We start from the raw sequence: 20,830 nt of genomic DNA on the forward strand, positions 1-20,830 counted from the left end.
TTTCCCGCCCGGTCGTCGTTGTCTCCGGGTCAGGCGGAGGGCGCGCCGCTGAGGACTTCCACCCGGCCGGTGTCGAGCGAGTAGTAGGCGCTGACGACGGCCAGGTCGCCCTTCTTCACGAGCGGGGCGAGGTCCCGGTTGGTCCGCAGCTCGGCGGCGGTCTGGTTGATGTGGATCCGCACCATGGCGTCGACCGGGTCGGCGTGCTTCCCCCTGGTGGTCTCCCGGTAGGCCGGCCGCAGGGCGTCGGAGATCGCCTGGAGGTTGCCTGGCAGCTTCTTGCCGTCGCGCATCGCCTCGTAGGCCGCCTTGATCGCACCGCAGCGCTGGTGTCCGAGGACCACGATCAGCGGGGTGCCGGATGTCATCGGCCCGTACTCCACGGAGCCGACGACCACCGGTCCCACGACCTGCCCGCCGGTGCGCATCACGAACAGGTCGCCGAGGCCCGTGTCGAAGACGAGCTCCGGCGGGACGCGGGAGTCGATGCAGGAGAGGATGACGCCGTAGGGGTCCTGTGCCTCGGCGACGAACTCGCGCCGCTGCGGGTCGCGGTCGGGGTGCTGGAGCTTTCCGTCCACCCAGCGCTTGTTGCCGTCCATCAGCCGCGCGAACGCCGCCGAGGGCGAGTCAGGTCGCGGGCCCGCCGCGGGCGAGGGTGAGGGGGTCTTCGCCGCGCCCACGGCCGACGTCTTCCCCGCGTTCGTGCTGTCCGAGTTCGACGAACAGGCGGTGAGCATGGCTGCGGTGGCAGCCAGCCCACCGGTGAGTATGGCCCTGCGCTGCGGTGTCCTGGCGGTACCCATGTGGCCGTCCCTTTCGGTCTCCGTCTCCCTGCCGGGAGCGGTGATCCAACTGTCGTGGGAGGCCGGTTAACGCCCGTACAGCGCTGATGCAGCGCAGGAGAAGTGCTGTTCCAAAACGCGAGGAGTGAGGGGTTCGGACGCTGTGTGACGCTCGGTCAGAGGCGGACTGTGGTGCGGTGTTCGTAGTCCAGTCCGTGTTCGGCGCAGCGTCCCTCGCCGCGGAGGCAGATCATCGAGTACTCGCTGACCCGGGCCCGGTACACCCGCCACGGCGCGGGCGGGCGCACCTCATCCGGGCCGAGGGAGCGGCCGCCGCGTCCGGCGGGGCCGGGAATCACCCGCAGGCCCTCCAACGCCTCCTCTCCCTGGAGTTCCTCCGCCGTGGCCTTCAGGTACAGGGCGAGGGGGCTCGCGGTGCCCACCGGGGCCCGGGAGTCGTGGAGGACGATGCCGATCCGGGGCTCGTGGGCGATGTTGCGGGAGTGCGTGACCTCGGGGGACGAGACCCAGTACAAGTCCCGTCCGTCCTCGGTGGAGTAGAAGACCGGTGAGGCCCAAGGGGCGCCGTCCGCGCCGACGGTGGCCAGCACCATGTACAGGTTCCGGTCGATGATCGCGCGTGCCGCGTCGCGGGTGTCCTCGCTCATGTGTTGCCCCCTGTTTCCGGTGTTTCCGGTGCTTCCGGTCGGATGGGGATCACTCTAGGAGCGCGGGCCGGGTCAGGCCGGGAATTCCCTCTTCAGCCAGTCGCCGTCCAGACGGATGTGCTTGATGGTGCGGCGGTGGTGGGTGCAGGCGACGTGGAGCGTGCCGTCCGGTGTCCGGGCGAGGGAGGGATAGGACAGCTCGCGGTTGAGGCCGTCGCGGGAGTTGTTGGTCAGGCAGTGGCCGTCGCCGGTTTCGAGGTCGTGGCGGAGCGGCCGACCCGAGCGTGCTCGGGGAGCTGCGGGCGCGGGGGGTGACGACGGTGACGACGACGCCGGAGGCGGCGGCAGTGGGGCCGGGTGGCGGCGACGGGTAGGGCTTGCGCGGCAGCGGGGGCTATGCGCCGCTGAGGCCTCGCCCGACACCGGGGCTTACGCGGCGCCAGAGCCCCGCGCCGCGCTGAAGGCTCGCCCGGCGCTCGGGACGTACGCGACGCCAGAGCCCCGCACGGCGTCGGCGGCCGGCACGGCGCCGGGAGCTTGCACGGCGCCGGCGCCTCGCCGGCGTGAGCCGCGCACTGTCGGTCAGGGCTGGGCCGTGCCCGTCGCCGCCGTGCTCGGCGCCTGTGGCCCGCTGCTTCCGAAGCGGATCCCCTTGGCCTCCTTGCCGATCGCGCTCAGCAGGATCACCACGGCCAGGGTGGGCACGACGGTCCACGCCATCGCCGACGGATACCCGTGGCGTTCGGCGAGGGCCTCCTGGATCGGCAGGTTCAGCGCTGCGATCAGGTTGCCGAGCTGGTAGGTGACGCCCGGGTAGAAGCCCCGGACGGCATCCGGGCTCATCTCGGTCAGATGGGCCGGGATCACGCCCCAGGCCCCCTGCACGCACACCTGCATCAGGAAGGACGACAGCATCAGCCATCCGACGGTCGTGGACAGCACGAAGAACGGCACCACGACCAGACCCCCGGCCGCCGCGATCATGATCGTCCGGCGGCGGCCCAGCCGCTCGGAGTACGCACCGAGCAGCACACCGCCGATCATGGCGCCGATGTTGTAGACGACGGCGATCGCGATCGAGGTGTTCGCGGACAGGTCCAGGCCCTTCTTCACGAAGGTCGGGTAGATGTCCTGCGTGCCGTGCGACATCCAGTTGAAGGCGGTCATCAGCGCGACCAGGTAGACGAAGCGCCGCAGCACCGCCGGGTTCTTGAACACCTGGTACGCGGGGGTGCGGTTGAGCCGGACGCTCTTCTCCCACACCTCGCTCTCCTCCACCCGGCTGCGCACCCACAGCGCGACCAGTGCGGGCAGCAGGCTGAAGGCGAACAGTCCCCGCCAGCCGAAGAACGGCTCGATGACGAAGAACGCCACGGCGGCCAGCAGGTACCCCAGCGAATAGCCGCTCTGCAACAGGCCCGACCAGAAGCCACGCCTGGAGGCCGGGATCTTCTCCATGGCCAGGGCCGCTCCCAGGCCCCACTCGCCGCCCATGCCGATGCCGTAGAGCAGGCGCAGCACCAGCAGCACGGTGTAGTTGGGAGCGAAGGCGCACGCGAATCCGACGATCGAGTAGAAGACGACGTCCACCATGAGCGGGACGCGGCGGCCGCGGCGGTCCGCCCACATGCCGAACAGCAGCGCGCCGATGGGCCGCATCACCAGCGTGGCGGTGGTGAGGAAGGCCATGTCGGTCAGGGAGACATGGAAATCGTCGGCTATCTCGCTGTAGACGAGCACGACCAGGAAATAGTCGAACGCGTCCATCGCCCAGCCGAGATAAGCGGCTACGAAGGCGTTGCGCTGGTCTTTCGTCAGACCCGCTGCCTGCCCTTTCACGGTCTTCAGCACTGCGGCCTCCCGAAGTTCGCAGCCGAGGCTAGGCACGGGACACCGGGAATCGGGCAAAGCACGAACCACGATTGGACCAAGAGCGCCGACGGCCCCTTTACCTGCCGGGAACCCGCCTTCCCGGCGCCGCTACACCGCCGGACGCCGCGGCGTCGAGGAGGCGGCGGAAGGTGGGGCACTCCATGTGGCTCGGCGCGGGGCACGCGGCGGCATGCCGCAGGGAGTCGCGCAGTACGCCCAGTTCGCGGATCCTGTGGTCGAGTTCGTCCGCCTTGGCCGCCAGCATCTGCCGGTCGATCCGCGGCCGCCCGTCCGGCGCGAGCATGTGCGCGATCTCGTCGAGCGAGAACCCGGCTGTCCGCCCCAGCGCGATCAGCGCCAGCCGCTCCAGCACGCCGGAGTCGTACTGGCGGCGCAGGCCTCGCCGGCCCGTCGAGGAGATCAGCCCCTTCTCCTCGTAGAAGCGCAGTGTGGAGGCCGGAACCCCGGCGCGGTGCGCCACTTCGGCGATGTCCAGCTCTGTCATTGCCTTGACCTCAAGTCGACTTGAAGTACAACGCTGTCATCCCGGTACGACGAAGGCAACCAGAAGAAGGAGAGACAGCCATGGACGCTGCGCGCAGGGCCGACGACGAGCAGGCAGCCCGCTGGAAGGGGCGCGCCGGGCACGCCTGGGGCGATCTGAAGGGTGTGCTGGACGAGATGTTCAGGCCCTTCGAGGAGCTCCTCGTCGATGCCGTCGCCGCCGAGCGGGCGCGGCACGTGCTCGAGGTCGGCTGCGGTACGGGCGGTATCACACTGGCCGTCGCGCGACGGCTCGGCCCGGCCGGTCGCTGTGTCGGCGTCGACATCTCCGAGGCGATGATCACCACCGCCCGGGAGTACGCCGGACAGGAGGACGTACCGGCGTCCTTCCTCTGCGCCGACGCCCAGGACCACCCCTTCGACCCCGGCACCTTCGACGCCGTCATCTCGCGGTTCGGCGTCATGTTCTTCCGCGATTCCGTCCGGGCCTTCGCCAACCTCCGGCGCGCGGCCCGGGACGAGGCCGCGCTGCGGTTCGTCGTCTGGCGCGATCCGGCCGAGAACCCGTTCATGACGACGGCCCAGCGCGCCGCCGCACCGCTGCTCCCGGACCTGCCCGTCCGCAGGCCGGACGAACCGGGACAGTTCGCCTTCGCGGATCCGGACAAGGTCCGGCGCATCCTCACCGAGAGCGGCTGGGCCGGGATCGACATCCGGCCGGTCGACGTGGTCTGCACCCTGCCCGAGAAGGAACTGGTCCACTACTTCACCCGGCTCGGTCCGGTCGGCATGCACCTGCCCGAGGTGGACGAGCAGACCCGCGGGCGGGTCGTCGAGACGGTCCGTGCCGCCTTCGATCCCTTCGTGCACGGCTCGGAAGTCCGCTTCACCGCGGCCTGTTGGACGGTCGGCGCGCGAGCCTCGACAGCGAAATTTTCGTGAGGCCCGGCCCTCTTTCGTGAGCGCGGACGCCCGGCGCATAGTGAGATCACGATGACGTTGAAGAAAGCCCTGGTGGTCCGAGGCGGCTGGGAAGGGCACCAGCCGGTCGAGACGACGGAACTGTTCCTGCCCTTCCTGCGGAGCAACGGATACGCCGTCCGGGTCGAGGAGTCGACCGACGTCTACGCCGACGCCGCCGAGATGGCCGGCACCGACCTGATCGTGCAGTGCGTCACGATGTCGGAGATCACGCGCGAGCAGCTCGCGGGGCTCAGTTCGGCGGTCGTGGCCGGCACCGGGTTCACCGGCTGGCACGGCGGCATCGCCGACTCGTTCCGCGCCTCCTCCGACTATCTCCACCTGGTGGGAGGGCAGTTCGCCACGCACCCGGGCAAGGAACCGTGCGAGCGCCGGGGCGGGCCGGAGGACAACTTCCTCCCGCACACCATCACCCTCACCGAAGCCGGCCGCGAACACCCCGTCACCGCGGGCATCGAGGACTTCGAGCTGCACACCGAGCAGTACTGGGTGCTCCACGACGACCTCATCGACGTCCTGGCCACCACCACGCACCCCACCCGGCCGTGGGAGCCCTGGCACCGGCCGGTCACCTCGCCGGCGGTGTGGACCCGCCGGTGGGGTGCCGGGCGGATCGTGGTGACGACGCCGGGGCACAGCCTCGACGTGCTCGAGAAACCCGACGTCCGCACCATCATCGAGAGGGGCATGCTGTGGGCGACGCGCACCGCATCGGCGTCGTAGGGCTCGGCGTCATCTCCCGCGCGTACCTGGACACGCTCGCCGGCCGTTCCGCCGTGCGGGTGACCGCGGTCGCCGACCTCGACGCCTCGCGTTCGGCCGCGGTCGCCGCCGAACTGCCCGGCGTCCGGGCCCTGACCGTCGAGGAGCTGCTGAGCAGCCCGGACGTGGACACGGTGCTGAACCTCACCACCCCCGGCGCGCACGCCGGAATCGCCCTCGGCGCCATCGGCCACGACAAGAACGTCTACGGGGAGAAGCCGCTCGCCGCCACGCTCGCCGACGCCCACGCCGTCATGGCGGCGGCCGCGCAGGCGGGCGTCGGGGTGGGGTGCGCGCCGGACACCGTGCTGGGCACCGGGGTCCAGACGGCGCGGGCGGCTTTGGCGGCGGGGAGCATCGGACGCCCCCTGTTCGCCTCGGCCGTGATGATCACCCCGGGCCACGAACGCTGGCATCCGCACCCCGACTTCTACTACACCGAGGGCGGCGGTCCCCTGCTGGACATGGGGCCGTACTACCTCGCCTCCCTTGTTCACCTGCTGGGTCCGGTGCGGGCCGTGACGGGGGCGTCCAGCCGGATGCGCGCCGAGCGGGTCATCGGTTCCGGTCCGCGTACGGGAGAGCGGATACCGGTGGAGGTGGACAGCCATGTCTCCGGTGTGCTGGAGCATGTGGACGGGACGCTGACGACGATCACGACGAGCTTCGACGGGGTGGCCACCACGGCGTCCCCGATCGAGGTCCACGGCGAGCTGGGAACCCTCGCCGTCCCGGACCCGAACCGCTTCGACGGCGACGTACGGCTCTTCGAACTCGGCGACACACAGTGGCGCACGCTCCCGCCCTCCGCGGGCTACGTCGACGCCGCACGGGGGGTCGGGCTGCTCGACTTCATCGCCGCCGACGGGCAGCGGGCACCGCGCGCGAACGCCGAACTCGCCCTGCACGTACTGGAGACGATGACCGCGCTCCTGCGTTCGTCTGCCGAGGGACGGCGGGTCGAACTGACGACGTCGGCGGAGCCGCCCGCTCCCGTCCCGCTGACGGCCGCCGAGGAGTGGGGAGGCCAGGCCGCACCCCGCCCCGTCTGACCCGGCGATGTCGCGGCGGTCAGTCCACGGGCCACGTGTGCGCGGGTGCGTTCATGTGCATGTAGTCCATGTACGTCGTGGTCATCTGCCGAAGCGCCTCACGCCGGTCGGAGACGCCGGCCTTCTCCAGATGATGGACGGTCTCCGCCTGCCACAGGGCGCCGTTGCGGGCGGTGACACAGCGCTGCTCCACGATGCCCAGCAGGGGTTCGCGCCAGGCCGCGTCCATGCCGGCCAGCTCCAGTCCCCGGTGGGCCAGCGGCAGCAGACGCCGCAACACCAGTTCCGTGACCGGTACTTCACCCGTGCCGGGCCAGTACAGGCGGGCGTCGATGCCGTCGCGAGCCGCGGTGTGCAGGTTCTCCTCGGCGACCGAGAAGGACATCCGCGTCCACACCGGCCGGTCCTCGTCGACCAGGGCGCGGGTGAGGCCGTAGTAGAAGGCGCCGTTGGCGATGATGTCGGCCACGGTGGGGCCCGCGGGCAGCACCCGGTTCTCGATGCGCAGATGCGGGCCGCTCTCGGTGACGGCGTAGACGGGGCGGTTCCAGCGGTAGATCGTGCCGTTGTGCAGGGTCAGTTCGCCCAGTTGCGGGACGCCGCCGCGGTCGAGCGCCTGCTGCGGGTCCTCGTCGTCGCACAGCGGCAGCAGGGCCGGGAAGTAGCGCACGTTCTCCTCGAAAAGATCGAAGACGCTGGTGATCCACCGCTCCCCGAACCACACCCGGGGCCGTACGCCCTGCGCCTTGATCTCCTCGGGGCGGGTGTCGGTGGCCTGCTCGAACAGGGGGATGCGGGTCTCGCGCCACAGCTCCTTGCCGAACAGAAAGGGCGAGTTCGCCGCGAGGGCGATCTGCACGCCCGCGATGGCCTGGGCCGCGTTCCAGTAGTCCGCGAACTGCTTGGGGGCGACCTGGAGATGGAACTGGGTGCTGGTGCAGGCAGCCTCGGGAGTGATGGTGTCGGCGTACGTCGACAGGCGCTCCACGCCGTCGATCCCGATCCGCAGGTCCTCGCCGCGGGCCGCGAAGATCTGCTCGTTGAGCAGCCGGTACCGCGGGTCGCCGGAGAGGGCGGACTCGCTGACGTCCGCCTCGTCCAGGGTGGGCAGGATGCCGACCATGATCAGGTGCGCGCCGACGGCCGAGGCGCGGTCCTCGGCGTGGTTCAGGGCGTCCCGGATCGTCTGCTCCCAGGCGCCGGGGCCCCCGGTCGTCAGCTCCCGCGGGGGGATGTCGATCTCCAGGTTGAAGCGGCCCAGCTCGCTCGACCAGGCGGGGTCGGCGATCGCCCGGAGCACGTCGGTGTTGCGCATCGCGGGCAGCCCGTGGTCGTCCACCAGATTGAGCTCGATCTCCAGCCCGACCCGGGGACGCTCGCTCTCGAAGCTGGACTCGCGCAGCATCCGGGCCAGCACTTCGAGGTCGGTCTGCATCTTGGCCCGGTACCGACGACGGTCCTCCCGTGTGAACACCAGGGCCGGCACATCACGTCCCATGTACGCTCCCGAGTTCCCTCGGCGGATGGCTCTCGTCCCAGCGTCGCACCTTCTCGTTCCGGCGTCGCACCTTGTCGTGGCACCCGCACCCACCTAGCCTGAGTTTGTGCCGCAAATAAACAAACCCCGTACGCACAGCGCCGTGCCGGGCAACGGCAACTCCCTCACCCGACTCCGCACAGCGATCACCGTCTTCTTCGCCCTCGACGGCTTCGTCTTCGCCGGCTGGGTCGTGCGCATCCCCGCCATCAAGGACCAGACCGACGCCTCCGCCAGCGCCCTCGGTCTCGCCCTCCTGGGCGTCTCCGCCGGAGCCGTCGTCACCATGATCCTCACGGGCCGCCTGTGCCGCCGCTACGGCAACCACCGGGTCACCGTCGCCTGCGCCGTCCTCCTCTCCCTCAGCGTCGCCCTGCCCCCGCTGACCCACTCGGCCCTCGCACTCGGCCTCGTCCTGCTGGTCTTCGGCGCCGCGTACGGCGGGATCAACGTGGCCTTCAACAGCGCCGCCGTGGACCTCGTGGCCGCGATGCGGCGGCCGATCATGCCGAGCTTCCACGCCGCGTTCAGCCTGGGCGGCATGATCGGCGCAGGGCTGGGCGCCCTGGTCGCGGGGGCCCTCTCCCCCACCCGGCACCTGCTGCTGCTCACCGTCATCGGACTGCTCGTGACGGTCGCGGCGGGCCCCACGCTCCTGCGGCACGAGCCGCCGGTGCCGCCGGATCGGAAACAGCCCGCGAAGGACGCCCCGCGCCGGCTGGACGGCCGCACCCGGGGGCTCGTGCTCGTCTTCGGCCTGATCGCGGGATGCACCGCGTACGGCGAGGGGGCGCTGGCCGACTGGGGCGCCCTGCACCTCGAAGAGGACCTGGACGCCTCGCCGGGTGCCGCGGCCATCGGCTACTCCTGCTTCGCGCTCGCCATGACGGTGGGCCGCCTGACCGGCACGACGCTCCTGGAACGTCTGGGGCGGACCCGGACCGTCGTGGCGGGCGGCGCCACGGCTGCGGCCGGGATGCTGCTCGGCTCGCTCACCCCCGCCCTGTGGGCGGCCCTGCTCGGGTACGCGGTCACGGGAATCGGCCTCGCGAACCTCTTCCCCGTGGCCGTCGAACGCGCGGGCGCACTCGCCGGCCCCAGCGGAGTCGCCACGGCCTCCACGCTGGGCTACGGCGGCATGCTGCTGGGGCCGCCCGCCATCGGGTTCATGGCGGACTGGTTCTCCCTCCCGGCCGCGCTCACCAGCGTGGCGATCCTTGCCGCCGTGGCCGCGATCATCGGCTTCGCGACGCGCCGCGCCACAGCGCGCTGATCCTTCCACGGGCAAGCCGAGCGCTGCGCCCTCGACCACCAGCATCGAAGGAGCGAGGGCGCTGGGGTCGCCCGACGGCCCGCGATCCTCACGTGAGGGCCAGAACAGGCATGAATGGTCACGGCTGCTGTGGAGCCGAAACGTGCCCTTTCTCGACGCACGATGCGGAGACCGGCCGCTGAGAGGATGATGGACGTCGGCCGGATCATCGACACGGCCCTGAAACTCATCGACGAAGTCGGGATCCAGGCACCGACCCTGAGCATGCTCACCGACACCCTGGACTCCGGCACGGCTACGCTCTACCGCCACTTCAACGGCAAGGACGAACTCCTCGCCCTCGTCGCCGACAGAATCCTGGGCGAGGTCGGCATCCGGCCCGGGGAGCTGGAAGGTCTGACCTGGCGGGAAGCCGTGACCGCCGCCGCGGAGACGTTCCACGACACCCCGCGCCGACACCCCCATGCGCTGCCCCTGGCTGGCGGCCGCCCAGGTACAGAACTCGCCGCCCGGATGAACACCGGTCGCATGTTCGGGGTACCCGGGGCCTCGCCCGTTGTGATCACCGGGCCGTACGCCATGAACAAGGAGGCAGACCCGTGACTGATCAGCAGCACCCCGGCACCCAGCACCCCACCCCGGAGTTTCCCTCCCAGGACCAGCCGCACCCGGGCTGGACCGGCCCCATGGACCCGCCCCCGGACCACGGTGAGGAGTCCTACCGGGGCAGCGGCCGGCTGACCGACCGCAAGGCCGTGATCACCGGCGGGGACTCCGGGATCGGCCGCGCGGTCGCCCTGGCGTTCGCCCGGGAGGGAGCCGACGTGATCTTCACCCACCTGGACGACGAGAAGGACGACGCCGCCGAGACCGCCCGGCTGGTCGAGGAAGCCGGGCGGCGTGCCGTACCCGTCTCGTGCGACGTACGGGAGGAGGAGAACTGCCGAGCGCTGATCGACCGTGCCGTCGCGGAGTTCGGCCGGATCGACGTCCTGGTGAACAACGCGGCGTACCAGATGTCGCAGCCCGACGGTATCGAGGCGATCTCCACCGAGCAGTTCGACCGGGTGCTGCGCACCAACCTGTACGGCATGTTCTGGCTGTGCAAGCTGGCCCTGCCGCACATCCCGGAGGGCGGCAGCATCATCAACTCCACGTCGGTACAGGCCTACAAGCCCAGTCCGCATCTACTGGACTACGCGACGACCAAGGGCGCGATCGTCACCTTCACGCAGGGACTGGCGCAGATGGTGATCGACAAGGGCGTCCGCGTCAACGCCGTGGCGCCCGGCCCGGTGTGGACGCCGCTCATCCCGGCGACGATGCCGGACACCCGGAAGTTCGGCAAGCAGGCGCCCATCGGGCGGCCCGCGCAGCCGGCCGAGATGGCTCCGGCGTACGTCTTCCTCGCCTCGCAGGACGCGTCGTACATCACCGCCGAGATCGTCAACGCAACGGGCGGTACACCGCTGCCGTAGCTTCCCGCGGGAAATTCCGGCGCTTGGAGCGCGCTCCATACGGCAGACTCGCGCAAATGGAGACCGCTGAGTTCCTTCAAACGCTGGACACACAGGGCCGGCTGCTGGCCGCGGCAGCCGAGGAGGCCGGGACGGACGCCAAGGTACCGACGTGCCCGGAGTGGCACGTGCGCGATCTGCTGCGGCACACGGGCGCGGTGCACCGCTGGGCCGCGTCGTACGTCGCCGAGCGGTACACCGAGCGCCGCCCGCTGGATGACGCCCCGGACCTCGACGGCGCGGAGCTCGTGGCCTGGTACCGCGACAGCCACCGCCGCCTCGTCGACACGCTGGCCGGTGCCGCGCCCGACGTGGAGTGCTTCGCCTTCCTGCCCGCGCCGTCCCCGCTGGCCTTCTGGACCCGGCGGCAGGCACACGAGACGGCGGTGCACCGGGTCGACGCGGAGTCCGCACGAGGAGCCGGCATCACGGCCGTCACCCCGGACTTCGCGACCGACGGCATCGACGAACTGCTGCGCGGCTTCCACGCCCGCTCCAGGAGCCGGGTGCGCACGGACGAGCCGCGCGTCCTGCGGGTGCGCACGGACGACACCGGCGCGGTGTGGACCGTACATCTGTCATCCGAGCCGCCCGTGACCACGCGGGGCGCCACCGGCGACGCCGAGTGCGAACTGTCCGGCCCGGCCGAGCGGTTGTACCTGGCGCTGTGGAACCGGGCTCCCCTGCCGTCGGTCACGGGCGACCAGGCGCTCGCCGAGCTGTGGCGGGAGACATCAGGGATCTGACCGGGCCAGAGCCTTGTCGTTCGGATCAGATCGCGGACGCGGGGCTGAAGAGGTGCCGTCGATTCCCTGCGACCTCACCCGGTCGACAGGCCCTAGCCGTCCGCCAGCACCCGCGCCAGCACCGCACGCTGCACGGGCAGCACCTCACCGTGCAGCGTGCGCCCCTTCGCCGTGAGAGCCACGCGAACACCCCGCCGGTCCTCCGGACACATGCAGCGCTCGACGAGCCCTTCCTTCTCCAGCCGGGCGATCAGCCGCGACAGCGCGCTCTGGCTCAGATGGACCCGCTCGGAGATCTCCTGGACGCGATAGGAGGGAGTGCCCTTCCCCGCCCGGCACCCGGCGAGGACGTCGAGCACCTCGAAGTCGCTGGCGCACAGGCCGTGTTCGTGCAGAGCCCGGTCGAGTTCACACTGTGTTCGCGCGTGCAGCGCCAGAATGTCTCGCCACTGTTCCACGAGCGCCTGCTCGGCCTGCTTCGCCGCCATGCGCCGCACCGTAACAGAGAACCGGGATCGTTGCACCTGAATTAAATGCACTTGCATCCCATGCATGCGCATGTAATCTCTCCGGCATGACCTCTCCGCTCTCCTCCCCCACGTCCGACGGGCGTTGGACTCCCCGGCTCTGGGGCACCCTGCTGGTGCTCTGCGCCGCGATGTTCCTGGACGCCCTGGACGTGTCCATGGTCGGCGTCGCGCTGCCCTCCATCGGTGCCGACCTCGGCCTGTCGACGTCGGCGCTGCAATGGATCGTCAGCGGCTACATCCTCGGCTACGGCGGTCTGCTGCTCCTCGGCGGACGCGCCGCCGACCTGCTGGGCCGGCGCCAGGTCTTCCTGGTGGCGCTGGGAGTCTTCGCGCTGGCCTCACTGCTCGGCGGTCTCGTCGACTCGGGGCCCTTGCTCATCGCCAGCCGCTTCATCAAGGGCCTGAGCGCGGCCTTCACGGCCCCCGCCGGCCTGTCGATCATCACCACGACGTTCCCCGAAGGCCCGTTGCGCAACCGCGCCCTGGCCATCTACACCACCTGCGGCGCCACCGGCTACTCGATGGGCCTGGTCTTCTCCGGCCTGCTCACGGAGGCCAGTTGGCGGCTCACGATGCTCCTGCCCGCCCCCATCGCGCTGATCGCCCTGCTCGTGGGCCTGAAGCTGCTTCCGCGCACCGAGCGCGAGCGCGGCCAGGGCGGCTACGACATCCCGGGCGCCGTCCTCGGCACCGCCTCGATGCTGTTGCTCGTCTTCACCGTCGTCGAGGCGCCCGAGGTGGGCTGGGGGTCGGCCCGGACCGTCCTGTCCTTCGCCGCCGTCGCCGTCCTGCTGGCGGCCTTCGTCGCCGTCGAGCGGCGCAGCCCCAGCCCGCTCATCCGGCTCGGCGTGCTGCGCTCGGGGCCGCAAGTGCGCGCTCAGCTCGGCGCGTTGACGTTCGTCGGCAGCTACATCGGCTTCCAGTTCCTGGTGACCCTCTATATGCAGCAGTTGCTCGGCTGGTCGGCGCTGCACACGGCCCTGGCCTTCCTGCCGGCGGGCGCGCTGGTGGCGCTGTCCGCGACGAAGGTGGGGGCCGTCATCGACCGGTTCGGCACGGCCCGGCTGATGGTGCTGGGCTTCGTCCTGATGGTGACCGGCTACGTGCTGTTCCTGCGCATCGACCTCGACCCGGTCTACGCGGCGGTGATCCTGCCGACGATGCTGCTGGTCGGCTCGGGCTTCGCGCTGACCTTCCCGTCCCTCAACGTGCAGGCCACCAACGGCGTCGACGAGCACGAGCAGGGCATGGTCTCCGGGCTGCTCAACACCTCCGTCCAGGTGGGCGGCGCGATCTTCCTCGCCGTGGTGACGGCGGTGGTGACCGCGAACGCACCCGAGCAGGGCAACGCCTCCCCGCAGGCCGTCCTCGACAGCTACCGGCCCGGGCTGGTGGTCGTGACGCTCATCGCCCTCGCCGGCCTGCTGATCACCCTCACGGGCCTGCGGACCCGGCGGGAGCAGCCGTCCGTCGTGGTCGCCAAGTCCACCCCGAAGGAGGCGGAGCGCGTCGCCGTACGCGACTAGGGAGCGTCTCCAGTCGCGATCAAGACGCCCTGCGTGACCTGCGGAGGGAACGCAGGGCCGAGGCGAGAAGCGCAGCCAATCGAAAAAGCGTACGTTTTATGGTTTTCCGGACTTCGAATGAGTTCTACCCTCATGTGCAGATGGCGGGCGCAATACCGCCGATCAGCGCCCTGCAGAGCGCGCGCGGCGAACCTGGGGCCGGCACGAGCATCCGCTGATGGCGCACCGTGATTCCGGTACGTCACGAACATCCCTTACGGGCCCAGTGTAAGCGCAGGCCGGGGCGGTGACCCGGGCAGCGGGCCCAGCGTGGGTGCCCACCGAACGGAGGATGCGGGATGGGTGACAGCGGGGACCTCGCGAGTGCGTACAACGACGACAGTGTGCTCTTCCGGGTGCTGCGGCACCTCGGCTGGGACAGCCTGGTCGACATCGGCTACTTCACGCTGCCCACCCTGCCGCTCGTGGTCCTGGCCGGGCCGGTGCCCTTTCAGCGCCGACTGGCTCGCCGGTCGCTGGCGTTGCTGGACGCCCGGCCCGGACAGCTCGTCCTGGATGCCGGATGCGGTCGCGGTGACACCACTGCGCGGTTGGGCGCCGCGGGATGCCGGGCGCTGGGCGTGGACGTCCAGCCCGCGCAGATCGATCAGGCACGTCGCCGCTTCGGCGGCTGTTCCGGCGCGCACTTCGCCGTCGCCGACGCCACGGCTCTGCCGCAGCAGGCAGCGGAGATCCCGCTGACGGATGGTTCCTTCGACCGAGTGCACTGCCTGGAGGCCGCCTTCCACTTCGGCCATGAGGGCCGTAGGTCATTCCTGAGCGAAAGCTTCCGGCTGCTCCGCCCAGGAGGCCGGCTCGTCCTTGTGGATGTCACGTCCCGCACGGATCAGCCGATCGGGACACTCGACCCGAACGGCCTCGTACGCGGGACCTGGCGCTTCGACGACATCGAACCGTACGAGCGGTACCCGCTGATGGCTTCCGCCGTGGGCTTCACCACGCGCCGGATCCTCGACTGGACCACCCCCGTACTCCACAGGGCAGCCCAACTCTGTGCCCTGTTCGTCGGCACCGCGTCCACCCGGGCCGGCCGACAGGCCCTGTGCGTGCGGTGGCCCGGCCTCAGAACACTCGACGCACAGGACTGGGACGAGGTCATCACCGTCGTCCGAGCTCACCGGGCCATCGGGCGCGTCACTCGCTACACCGCGTACGTCCTCGACAAACCCGCAGACGGCGTCGCCGACGTTGCCCCCTAGACGATCTACGGACATTCGGTCGGCGGCAGCTGCCGCACGCTCCGGGCAGGGCGAACGCCCACCGAGGGCGCCCGGCGGGCCGCTTGCCCACCGGCGCCCTCCCTGTTTGACTCGCCGTATGACCAGTCACGGGGGACGGCGTACCCAGGCCGAACGCGACGCGATCACCGTCGAGATCGGATACGCGCTGTGCAGTGCGGCCTTCGCGGCGGCGGTCGTCTTCGGGGCCGTGGCCGGTCCCGCGCTGCTCTTCGACCTCCCGGACACGCCGGAGAGCCTGCTGCTGCGCGCCGGACTGGTGCTGGCGCCCGTCCTCTTCGTCGCACGGGTCGTCAGTGTGCTGGTCCGGTTCCGCTCGGCGGGTCAGCCCAGCCAGCCCGGCCGGACCAGCCCCGACTCGTAGGCGAGCACGACCAGTTGTGCCCGGTCGCGGGCGCCCAGCTTCACCATGGTGCGACTGACGTGGGTCTTCGCGGTGAGCGGGCTGACGACCAGGCGGCGGGCGATCTCCTCGTTGGACAGACCGATGCCGACCAGGGCCATCACCTCCCGCTCCCGCTCGGTGAGGCGGACCAGCGCGTCCGCCGCCGCGGGTTCCTTGGAGCGGGCCGCGAACTCGGCGATCAGGCGGCGCGTCACCCCCGGCGAGAGCAACGCGTCACCCGCGACCACCGCCCGTACGGCGCGCAGGAGTTCGTCCGGCTCGGTGTCCTTGACCAGGAAGCCCGAGGCGCCCGAGCGGACCGCCTCGAAGACGTACTCGTCGAGCTCGAAGGTGGTGAGCATGACCACCTTGACGTCCCCGAGGTGCGGGTCCTCGGTGACCCGGCGGGTCGCGGCCAGGCCGTCGAGCGCGGGCATGCGGATGTCCATCAGCACGACGTCGGGCCGCAGTTCGCGGATCCTGCGCACGGCCTCCTCCCCGTCGGCGGCCTCCGCGGCCACCTCGATGTCGGGCTGTGCGTCGAGCAGCGCCCGGAACCCGGCCCGGACCAGTGACTGGTCGTCGGCGAGCAGTACGCGGATCACCGGTCCTCCTCAGGTGGTTCGGTGTTTCGTCTCCGGCTCACTTGCCGGCGGAAGCCGTCAGGGGCAGTACGGCGAGCACCCGGAAACCGCCGTCCGGGCGGGGCCCGGCCTCGATGGTGCCACCCAGCGCGGCGGCCCGCTCCCGCATACCGGCCAGCCCGTTGCCGCTGCCGCCCGCCTCGGCGCCGGTCGCGGGCCCGTCGTCGTCGACACGCAGCCGCAGCACGTCCGAGTCGTGTGCGAGGTGCACGCGCGCGTGCCGCGAGCCCGAGTGCCGTACGACGTTGGTCAGGGCCTCCTGGACGATCCGGAAGGCGGCCAGGTCCGTGCCGGGCGCGAGGCGCGGCGGCTCGCCCTCGACGTCGACGGTCAGGCCCGCGCTCGCCGCCTGCTCGACCAGCTCGGACAGCCGGTCCAGTCCGGGCGCGGGGGCGCGCGGCGCGTCACCGGGCGCGCGCAGCGTGTCGAGCACTTGGCGCACCTCGCCGAGCGCCTCCTTGCTCTTGGCCTTGATCGTGGTGAGCGCCGTACGGGCCTGTTCGGGATCGGAGTCGAGGAGCGCGAGGCCGACCCCCGCCTGCACGTTGATCACGGAGATGCTGTGGGCGAGCACGTCGTGCAGCTCCTGCGCGATCCGCAGCCGCTCCTCGTCGGCCCGCCGCCGCGCCGCCTCGGCGCGTTCGGCCCGCTCGCGGACCCACTGCTCGCGCCGGATCCGGAACAGCTCCGACACCGCCGCGATCGCCACCACCCAGGTGGCGACGACCAGTTCCTCGCCCCAGGAGACGGCGGAGTCCCCCGACGGCGGCAGCCACTGGTAGAGCCAGTGCGCCACCACGACGTGCCCGGCCCAGAGCGTTCCCATCGCCGCCCACGCCGCCCAGCGATGCCCGGCGACGATCGCGCTGAAGCACGCCACGGCGACGGTGAGGAGCACCGGCCCGTACGGATACCCGGCCGCCAGGTAGAGCATGACGGCGCCCGCCGTGCCGAAGACCACGGTCACCGGATACCGCTTGCGCCACAGCAGCAGCGCCCCGGCCACCAGCAGCAGCACCCGCGCCGAGGGGTCCAGGGCCGCGCGCTCCGCCTCCTGGCCATGAGCGGCGAAGTTCGAGCCGACGAGGACGAAGACCGTGACGACGACGGCGGACCGCCAGGGCCACCGGGGCGCCCGCTTTCCCTCCCCCCACCGGTCCCCCCACGGAGGCCCGTGCCGCCACCACTGCGGCGGACCGCCCCGCACACGCTGCTCGTCCATACCGGCCACGCTAGACGCCGCCCGCCCGCGAGGGCGTCACCCAGGCGTGGTGATCACGCGTACTCTCCGCGGAGTACGTCGTCCGCCGGGGCGGCCTCGCCCTCCCTGATCCGCAGCCGGCGCAGCCGCCGCGGCGCCCACCAGTTCGCCCGCCCGGCCAGCCGCATGGTCACCGGCAGCAGCACGACCCGGATCAGGGTGGCGTCGACGAGGATCGTCAGGGCCGTGCCGATGCCGAGTTCCTTGAGGAAGACGACCCCTCCGGTGGCGTACGACAGGAAGGACAGCGCCAGGATCCCGGCCGCGGCCGTGATCAGCGGGGCGCTGCGCCGGATGCCCTCGCCGACCGCGCGCCGGGTGTCGCCGGTGCGGTCGTGCTCCTCCTTGATCCGGGCCAGCAGGAACACCTCGTAGTCCATCGACAGCCCGTAGGCCACGCAGAACATCAGCACCGGGATGCTCGGCTCGATCGACCCGGTGGGGGTGAAGCCGAGCGGTCCGGACAGGTGCCCGTCCTGGAAGACCCACACCAGGCAGCCGAACATCACCGACAGGCTGAGCAGGTTCAGCACGGTCGCCTTCACCGGCAGCAGCACGCTGTTCGTCATCAGGAAGAGGATCACGTACGTCGCCACCAGCACGATCCCCACGGCGAACGGGAGCCGGTCCAGGAGGGTGGAGCGGAAGTCGGTGGTCTCGCCGGGGTAGCCGCCGACCAGGACGGGCGCCGGACCCGGGGTCTGCCGGACGCGTTCGACGAACGCGGGCACATCGCCGTACAGGGCCTGCTGGGTGGGTACGACGGCCAGACGCACCCGTCCGTCGGACGCCGTCAGCCGGTCCTGGCCGGGCGGGCCGGTGCGCCGGCCGTCCTGGTAGGCGCCTTCGGGCGCGTCGACCTGGAACACGCCGGGCAGGCGGGAGAGTTCGGCGGCGTACGCGCGCGTGCCGGCCGGTTCGGCCGCGGGTGCGCCGAGGACGACCTGGACGGTGTCCGTGGGTTCGGCGGCGAACTCCCGGTGCACGATCTCCGAGGTGGTGCGCGAGGAGGTGCCCTCGGGCAGCGTGCGTTCGTCGGGCAGGCCGAAGCGCAGTCCGAGCAGGGGCGAGGCGGCGACGAGCAGGACGGTCAGCACTCCGGCGCCGGCGAGTAACGGGCGGCGCATGGCGGTGAGCGCGGCGCGGTGCCAGAAGCCGGAGGCGGGCGCGGAGGCACGCTCCACACGGTGCCCCCAGCGGGCGAGGGCGGCGGGCAGGAACAGCACCGCGCCGGCGACCGCCGTCACCACCACGAGCACACCCGCGTAGGCGAACGAACTCAGGAAGAAGAACGGGAACACCAACAGCGCGCACAGCGACACCGCGACGGTGACGCCGCTGAAGAGGACCGTGCGTCCCGCGGCGGCGGTGGCGCGGGGCACGGCTGCCCGCTGGTCGTGTCCGGCGGCCCGCTCCTCGCGGTACCGGTTGATCATGAACAGGCTGTAATCGACGCCCAGTCCCAGTCCGAGCACCAGCGCGAGGTTGGCGGCGAACGTCGACACCTGAGTGAACTGCGCGATCACCCGCAGCCCGGCGAGCGTGCCGACGACGGAGAACAGCCCGACCGCCACGGTCAGCAGGGCGGCGACCGTGCGCCGGTAGACGAGGATCAGCAGGAGCAGCACGACGGGCAGCGCGAACGCCTCCGCGCGCAGGAAGTCGGCGCGGGCCTGCCTGCCGACCTGCCGGGAGATCTCCTCCTGGCCACCCACGCGGACCTCGATGTCGGCGGTGGTGCGGGCCAGCCGGGGTGAGAGGGAGGCGAGTTCCTCACGGGTCTCGGTGGCGGTGCCCTGCAGGTGGACGAGGATCAGGGCCCGTCGGCCGTCCTTGCCGCGCAGGGCGGGACTGTCGGCGTCCCAGTAGGCGGTGACGTCCGTGACGCGGGGCAACCGCTCGACCTCGTCGGTGAGTTGCCTCGCAGCCCGCTCGGTGCGCGCGCTGTCCACGTCGCCGTCGCGTGCCGTGACCAGGAGGGCGAGGTTGGGATTGCCGGTGCGGAAGCCGTCGCGCAGTTCGTCGGCGGCACGCACCGACTCCGTGCCGGGGGAGCTCCAGCGGGAGAGGTCGAGGTCGTCCTGGGCGCCGGCGCCGTAGCCGCCGAGGCCGAGGAAGAGCAGGAGGAAGCCGAGCAGCACGGCGCGGCTGTACCGCGCGGACCGACGGCCGAGCCGGGTGAGCATGAGGTGGCCTTTCTCAGCGAGTTCAGCTGGTTCGGCGAAGTCGCGGCGGACTTCGGTGCGAACACCGTCGGTCCGGCCGCTGGAAGACCCACTGGAAGATCCACTGGAACGCGGGGCTCGGGATACGCTCGACGCATGGCTGAGCAGACGTCCGGGACATCGCACGCCGTGCGCGTGGAACTGCTCGGCGCGCTGCGCGCGTTGCGCGACGGCACCGAGATCCCGCTCGGCCCGCCCAAGCAGCGGGCGGTGTTCGCCGTCCTGCTGCTCCAGGAGGGCCGCCCCCTCTCGTACGACGGTCTGGTCGAGGCCGTGTGGGGCGGCGCGCCTCCGGTGCATGTGCGCAACCTCGTCCAGAAGTACGTCTCCGGGCTGCGCCGGGCCCTCGGGGACGGGCCTGAGCTGTCCTGGACCGGCTCCGGTTACCGGCTGACCGGCGTCCGCGCCGACGATCTGGCGGAGCGCCGGCTGCTGGTGGACGAGGCGCTCGCGGCACGGCAGGCCGGCGAGGTGCGGCGTGCGGTCGAACTGGCCCGCCGCGCCGAGGAGCTGTGGCGCGGAGACTTCGCCGAGGGCCTGCACGCGCCGTACCTCACCGCGGAACGGCTCCGCTGGGCCGAGAAGCGGCTCACGGTCCTCGAAGCGCGGCTGGAGGGAGAGATCGCACTCGGCCGCTCCTTCGAGTACGTCCACGAACTCGTCCGGCTCGTCGCGGCCCATCCGCTGCGCGAACGCCTGGCCGAACTGCTGATGCTCGCTCTGTACCGCACCGGCCGCCCGTCGGACGCGCTCACCGTGTACGAGGCGGCACGGCGGCGGCTCGCCGACGCGATGGGCACGGACCCGGGGCCCGGACTGCGGTCCCTGCACACCCGGGTCCTCCGCCAGGATCCGGAGCTCCTGCCCGGCCCGCCGGTTCCGGCGGCCTGAGAGCCCTGGTCACAGACCAGGAATCACACCGAACACAACACGCCTAGGCCTGCCGAGCGGGTTGCTGGGGGCCGGCAGAGGCTGCGTGACAGGCACCCAGAGAGTCACCGGCCCCGGAGTAGTCGTTCCCCCGGGCGGGTTTGCCGGCGCCTCCGCAGGCTGCCCTGAGGGACAGGTAGTCACGGGTGGAGGCTTCGATACCTTCCCCACAGGCACCCCCTTGATGTCTCGGGCTTGTTGCCCGTCCCGCCGTCAGCCGCGCACCTTGGCTCGGCCTCCCATTTCTGCGCGCCCCTGCCGTCCTCCTTTTTCTGCCCGCCCCTGCCGTCCTCCTTCGGTCGCACCGTTCAATCCGCCTTGCGGCGGAGCGAGT

Annotated in this window: 20 protein-coding genes; 11 read left to right on the forward strand and 9 right to left on the reverse strand. The window is 71.4% G+C overall.

The genetic code is table 11. The annotated features are described in order from the left end of the window. Positions 1–29: 29 nt before the first annotated feature. The 4 genes from ACZ6TU_RS32745 to ACZ6TU_RS32760 form a co-directional block, all read right to left on the reverse strand. Positions 30–806: a carbonic anhydrase gene (locus ACZ6TU_RS32745; RefSeq protein ID WP_467678455.1), complete on the reverse strand. Its 777-nt coding sequence runs from the start codon at positions 804–806 to the stop codon at positions 30–32. Positions 807–961: 155 nt separating this feature from the next. Continuing rightward, positions 962–1,453: a pyridoxamine 5'-phosphate oxidase family protein gene (locus ACZ6TU_RS32750; protein WP_467678453.1), complete on the reverse strand. Its 492-nt coding sequence runs from the start codon at positions 1,451–1,453 to the stop codon at positions 962–964. Positions 1,454–2,035: 582 nt separating this feature from the next. Next, on the reverse strand, positions 2,036–3,304 hold the full coding sequence (locus tag ACZ6TU_RS32755) for an MFS transporter (protein ID WP_467678451.1): 1,269 nt from the start codon (positions 3,302–3,304) through the stop codon (positions 2,036–2,038). Between the two features lie 97 nt (positions 3,305–3,401). Then, positions 3,402–3,830, reverse strand: a complete 429-nt coding sequence (locus ACZ6TU_RS32760) for a helix-turn-helix domain-containing protein (RefSeq protein ID WP_467678449.1) — start codon at positions 3,828–3,830, stop codon at positions 3,402–3,404. Between the two features lie 80 nt (positions 3,831–3,910). Between ACZ6TU_RS32760 and ACZ6TU_RS32765 the strand changes: the two genes are divergently transcribed. From ACZ6TU_RS32765 to ACZ6TU_RS32775, 3 genes are read left to right on the forward strand one after another with little or no spacing between them, the layout of a single operon-like run. Further along, a complete protein-coding gene (locus ACZ6TU_RS32765) occupies positions 3,911–4,771 on the forward strand; it encodes a class I SAM-dependent methyltransferase (RefSeq protein ID WP_467678447.1) in 861 nt (286 codons plus the stop codon). Positions 4,772–4,822: 51 nt separating this feature from the next. After that, complete coding sequence (locus ACZ6TU_RS32770) at positions 4,823–5,533, forward strand: ThuA domain-containing protein (RefSeq protein WP_469552536.1); 711 nt, start codon at positions 4,823–4,825, stop codon at positions 5,531–5,533. After that, positions 5,503–6,624, forward strand: a complete 1,122-nt coding sequence (locus tag ACZ6TU_RS32775; protein WP_469552538.1) for a Gfo/Idh/MocA family protein — start codon at positions 5,503–5,505, stop codon at positions 6,622–6,624. Before ACZ6TU_RS32770 ends, ACZ6TU_RS32775 begins: the two co-directional genes overlap by 31 nt. 19 nt (positions 6,625–6,643) lie before the next feature. On the opposite strand, the gene ACZ6TU_RS32780 is transcribed toward ACZ6TU_RS32775, so the two are convergent. After that, a complete protein-coding gene (locus ACZ6TU_RS32780; RefSeq protein ID WP_467678441.1) occupies positions 6,644–8,122 on the reverse strand; it encodes a glutamate-cysteine ligase family protein in 1,479 nt (492 codons plus the stop codon). A gap of 142 nt (positions 8,123–8,264) precedes the next feature. Between ACZ6TU_RS32780 and ACZ6TU_RS32785 the strand changes: the two genes are divergently transcribed. The 4 genes from ACZ6TU_RS32785 to ACZ6TU_RS32800 all read left to right on the forward strand — a co-directional run bounded on the left by ACZ6TU_RS32785 (position 8,265) and on the right by ACZ6TU_RS32800 (position 11,697). Beyond that, on the forward strand, positions 8,265–9,434 hold the full coding sequence (locus ACZ6TU_RS32785) for an MFS transporter (protein WP_469552632.1): 1,170 nt from the start codon (positions 8,265–8,267) through the stop codon (positions 9,432–9,434). A 186-nt stretch (positions 9,435–9,620) separates the two neighbouring features. Then, positions 9,621–10,037, forward strand: coding sequence for a TetR/AcrR family transcriptional regulator (locus ACZ6TU_RS32790; protein WP_469552539.1), 417 nt, complete (start codon positions 9,621–9,623; stop codon positions 10,035–10,037). Then, positions 10,034–10,912: an SDR family oxidoreductase gene (locus ACZ6TU_RS32795; protein WP_467678437.1), complete on the forward strand. Its 879-nt coding sequence runs from the start codon at positions 10,034–10,036 to the stop codon at positions 10,910–10,912. The genes ACZ6TU_RS32790 and ACZ6TU_RS32795 overlap by 4 nt, the downstream gene beginning before the upstream one ends. Before the next feature lie 56 nt (positions 10,913–10,968). Next, positions 10,969–11,697 (forward strand): maleylpyruvate isomerase family mycothiol-dependent enzyme, encoded by a 729-nt coding sequence (locus tag ACZ6TU_RS32800; RefSeq protein WP_467678435.1) that lies wholly within the window; start codon positions 10,969–10,971, stop codon positions 11,695–11,697. 92 nt (positions 11,698–11,789) lie between these two features. On the opposite strand, the gene ACZ6TU_RS32805 is transcribed toward ACZ6TU_RS32800, so the two are convergent. Further along, entirely contained in the window at positions 11,790–12,185 is a 396-nt protein-coding gene (locus ACZ6TU_RS32805) for a MarR family winged helix-turn-helix transcriptional regulator (protein ID WP_469552540.1), read from the reverse strand. 86 nt (positions 12,186–12,271) lie between these two features. Between ACZ6TU_RS32805 and ACZ6TU_RS32810 the strand changes: the two genes are divergently transcribed. From ACZ6TU_RS32810 to ACZ6TU_RS32820, 3 genes are all read left to right on the forward strand, one after another. Beyond that, complete coding sequence (locus ACZ6TU_RS32810) at positions 12,272–13,753, forward strand: MFS transporter (RefSeq protein WP_469552541.1); 1,482 nt, start codon at positions 12,272–12,274, stop codon at positions 13,751–13,753. A 338-nt stretch (positions 13,754–14,091) separates the two neighbouring features. Beyond that, on the forward strand, positions 14,092–15,012 hold the full coding sequence (locus ACZ6TU_RS32815) for a class I SAM-dependent methyltransferase (RefSeq protein WP_467678429.1): 921 nt from the start codon (positions 14,092–14,094) through the stop codon (positions 15,010–15,012). Positions 15,013–15,130: 118 nt separating this feature from the next. Continuing rightward, positions 15,131–15,415, forward strand: coding sequence for a DUF6332 family protein (locus ACZ6TU_RS32820; protein WP_467678427.1), 285 nt, complete (start codon positions 15,131–15,133; stop codon positions 15,413–15,415). Here the strand turns inward: ACZ6TU_RS32820 and ACZ6TU_RS32825 are convergent. From ACZ6TU_RS32825 to ACZ6TU_RS32835, 3 genes are read right to left on the reverse strand one after another with little or no spacing between them, the layout of a single operon-like run. Further along, entirely contained in the window at positions 15,376–16,041 is a 666-nt protein-coding gene (locus ACZ6TU_RS32825) for a response regulator (RefSeq protein ID WP_467678425.1), read from the reverse strand. The two genes, ACZ6TU_RS32820 and ACZ6TU_RS32825, sit on opposite strands and share 40 nt — an antisense overlap. Before the next feature lie 37 nt (positions 16,042–16,078). Then, on the reverse strand, positions 16,079–17,302 hold the full coding sequence (locus ACZ6TU_RS32830; RefSeq protein WP_467678424.1) for a sensor histidine kinase: 1,224 nt from the start codon (positions 17,300–17,302) through the stop codon (positions 16,079–16,081). 53 nt (positions 17,303–17,355) lie between these two features. Further along, complete coding sequence (locus ACZ6TU_RS32835; protein ID WP_469552544.1) at positions 17,356–19,527, reverse strand: MMPL family transporter; 2,172 nt, start codon at positions 19,525–19,527, stop codon at positions 17,356–17,358. Positions 19,528–19,662: 135 nt separating this feature from the next. On the opposite strand from ACZ6TU_RS32835, the gene ACZ6TU_RS32840 reads away from it, so the two are divergent. Beyond that, positions 19,663–20,457, forward strand: a complete 795-nt coding sequence (locus ACZ6TU_RS32840) for an AfsR/SARP family transcriptional regulator (RefSeq protein WP_469552546.1) — start codon at positions 19,663–19,665, stop codon at positions 20,455–20,457. Positions 20,458–20,830 lie beyond the last annotated feature (373 nt).

Source organism: Streptomyces sp. NPDC052064, from assembly GCF_055585925.1.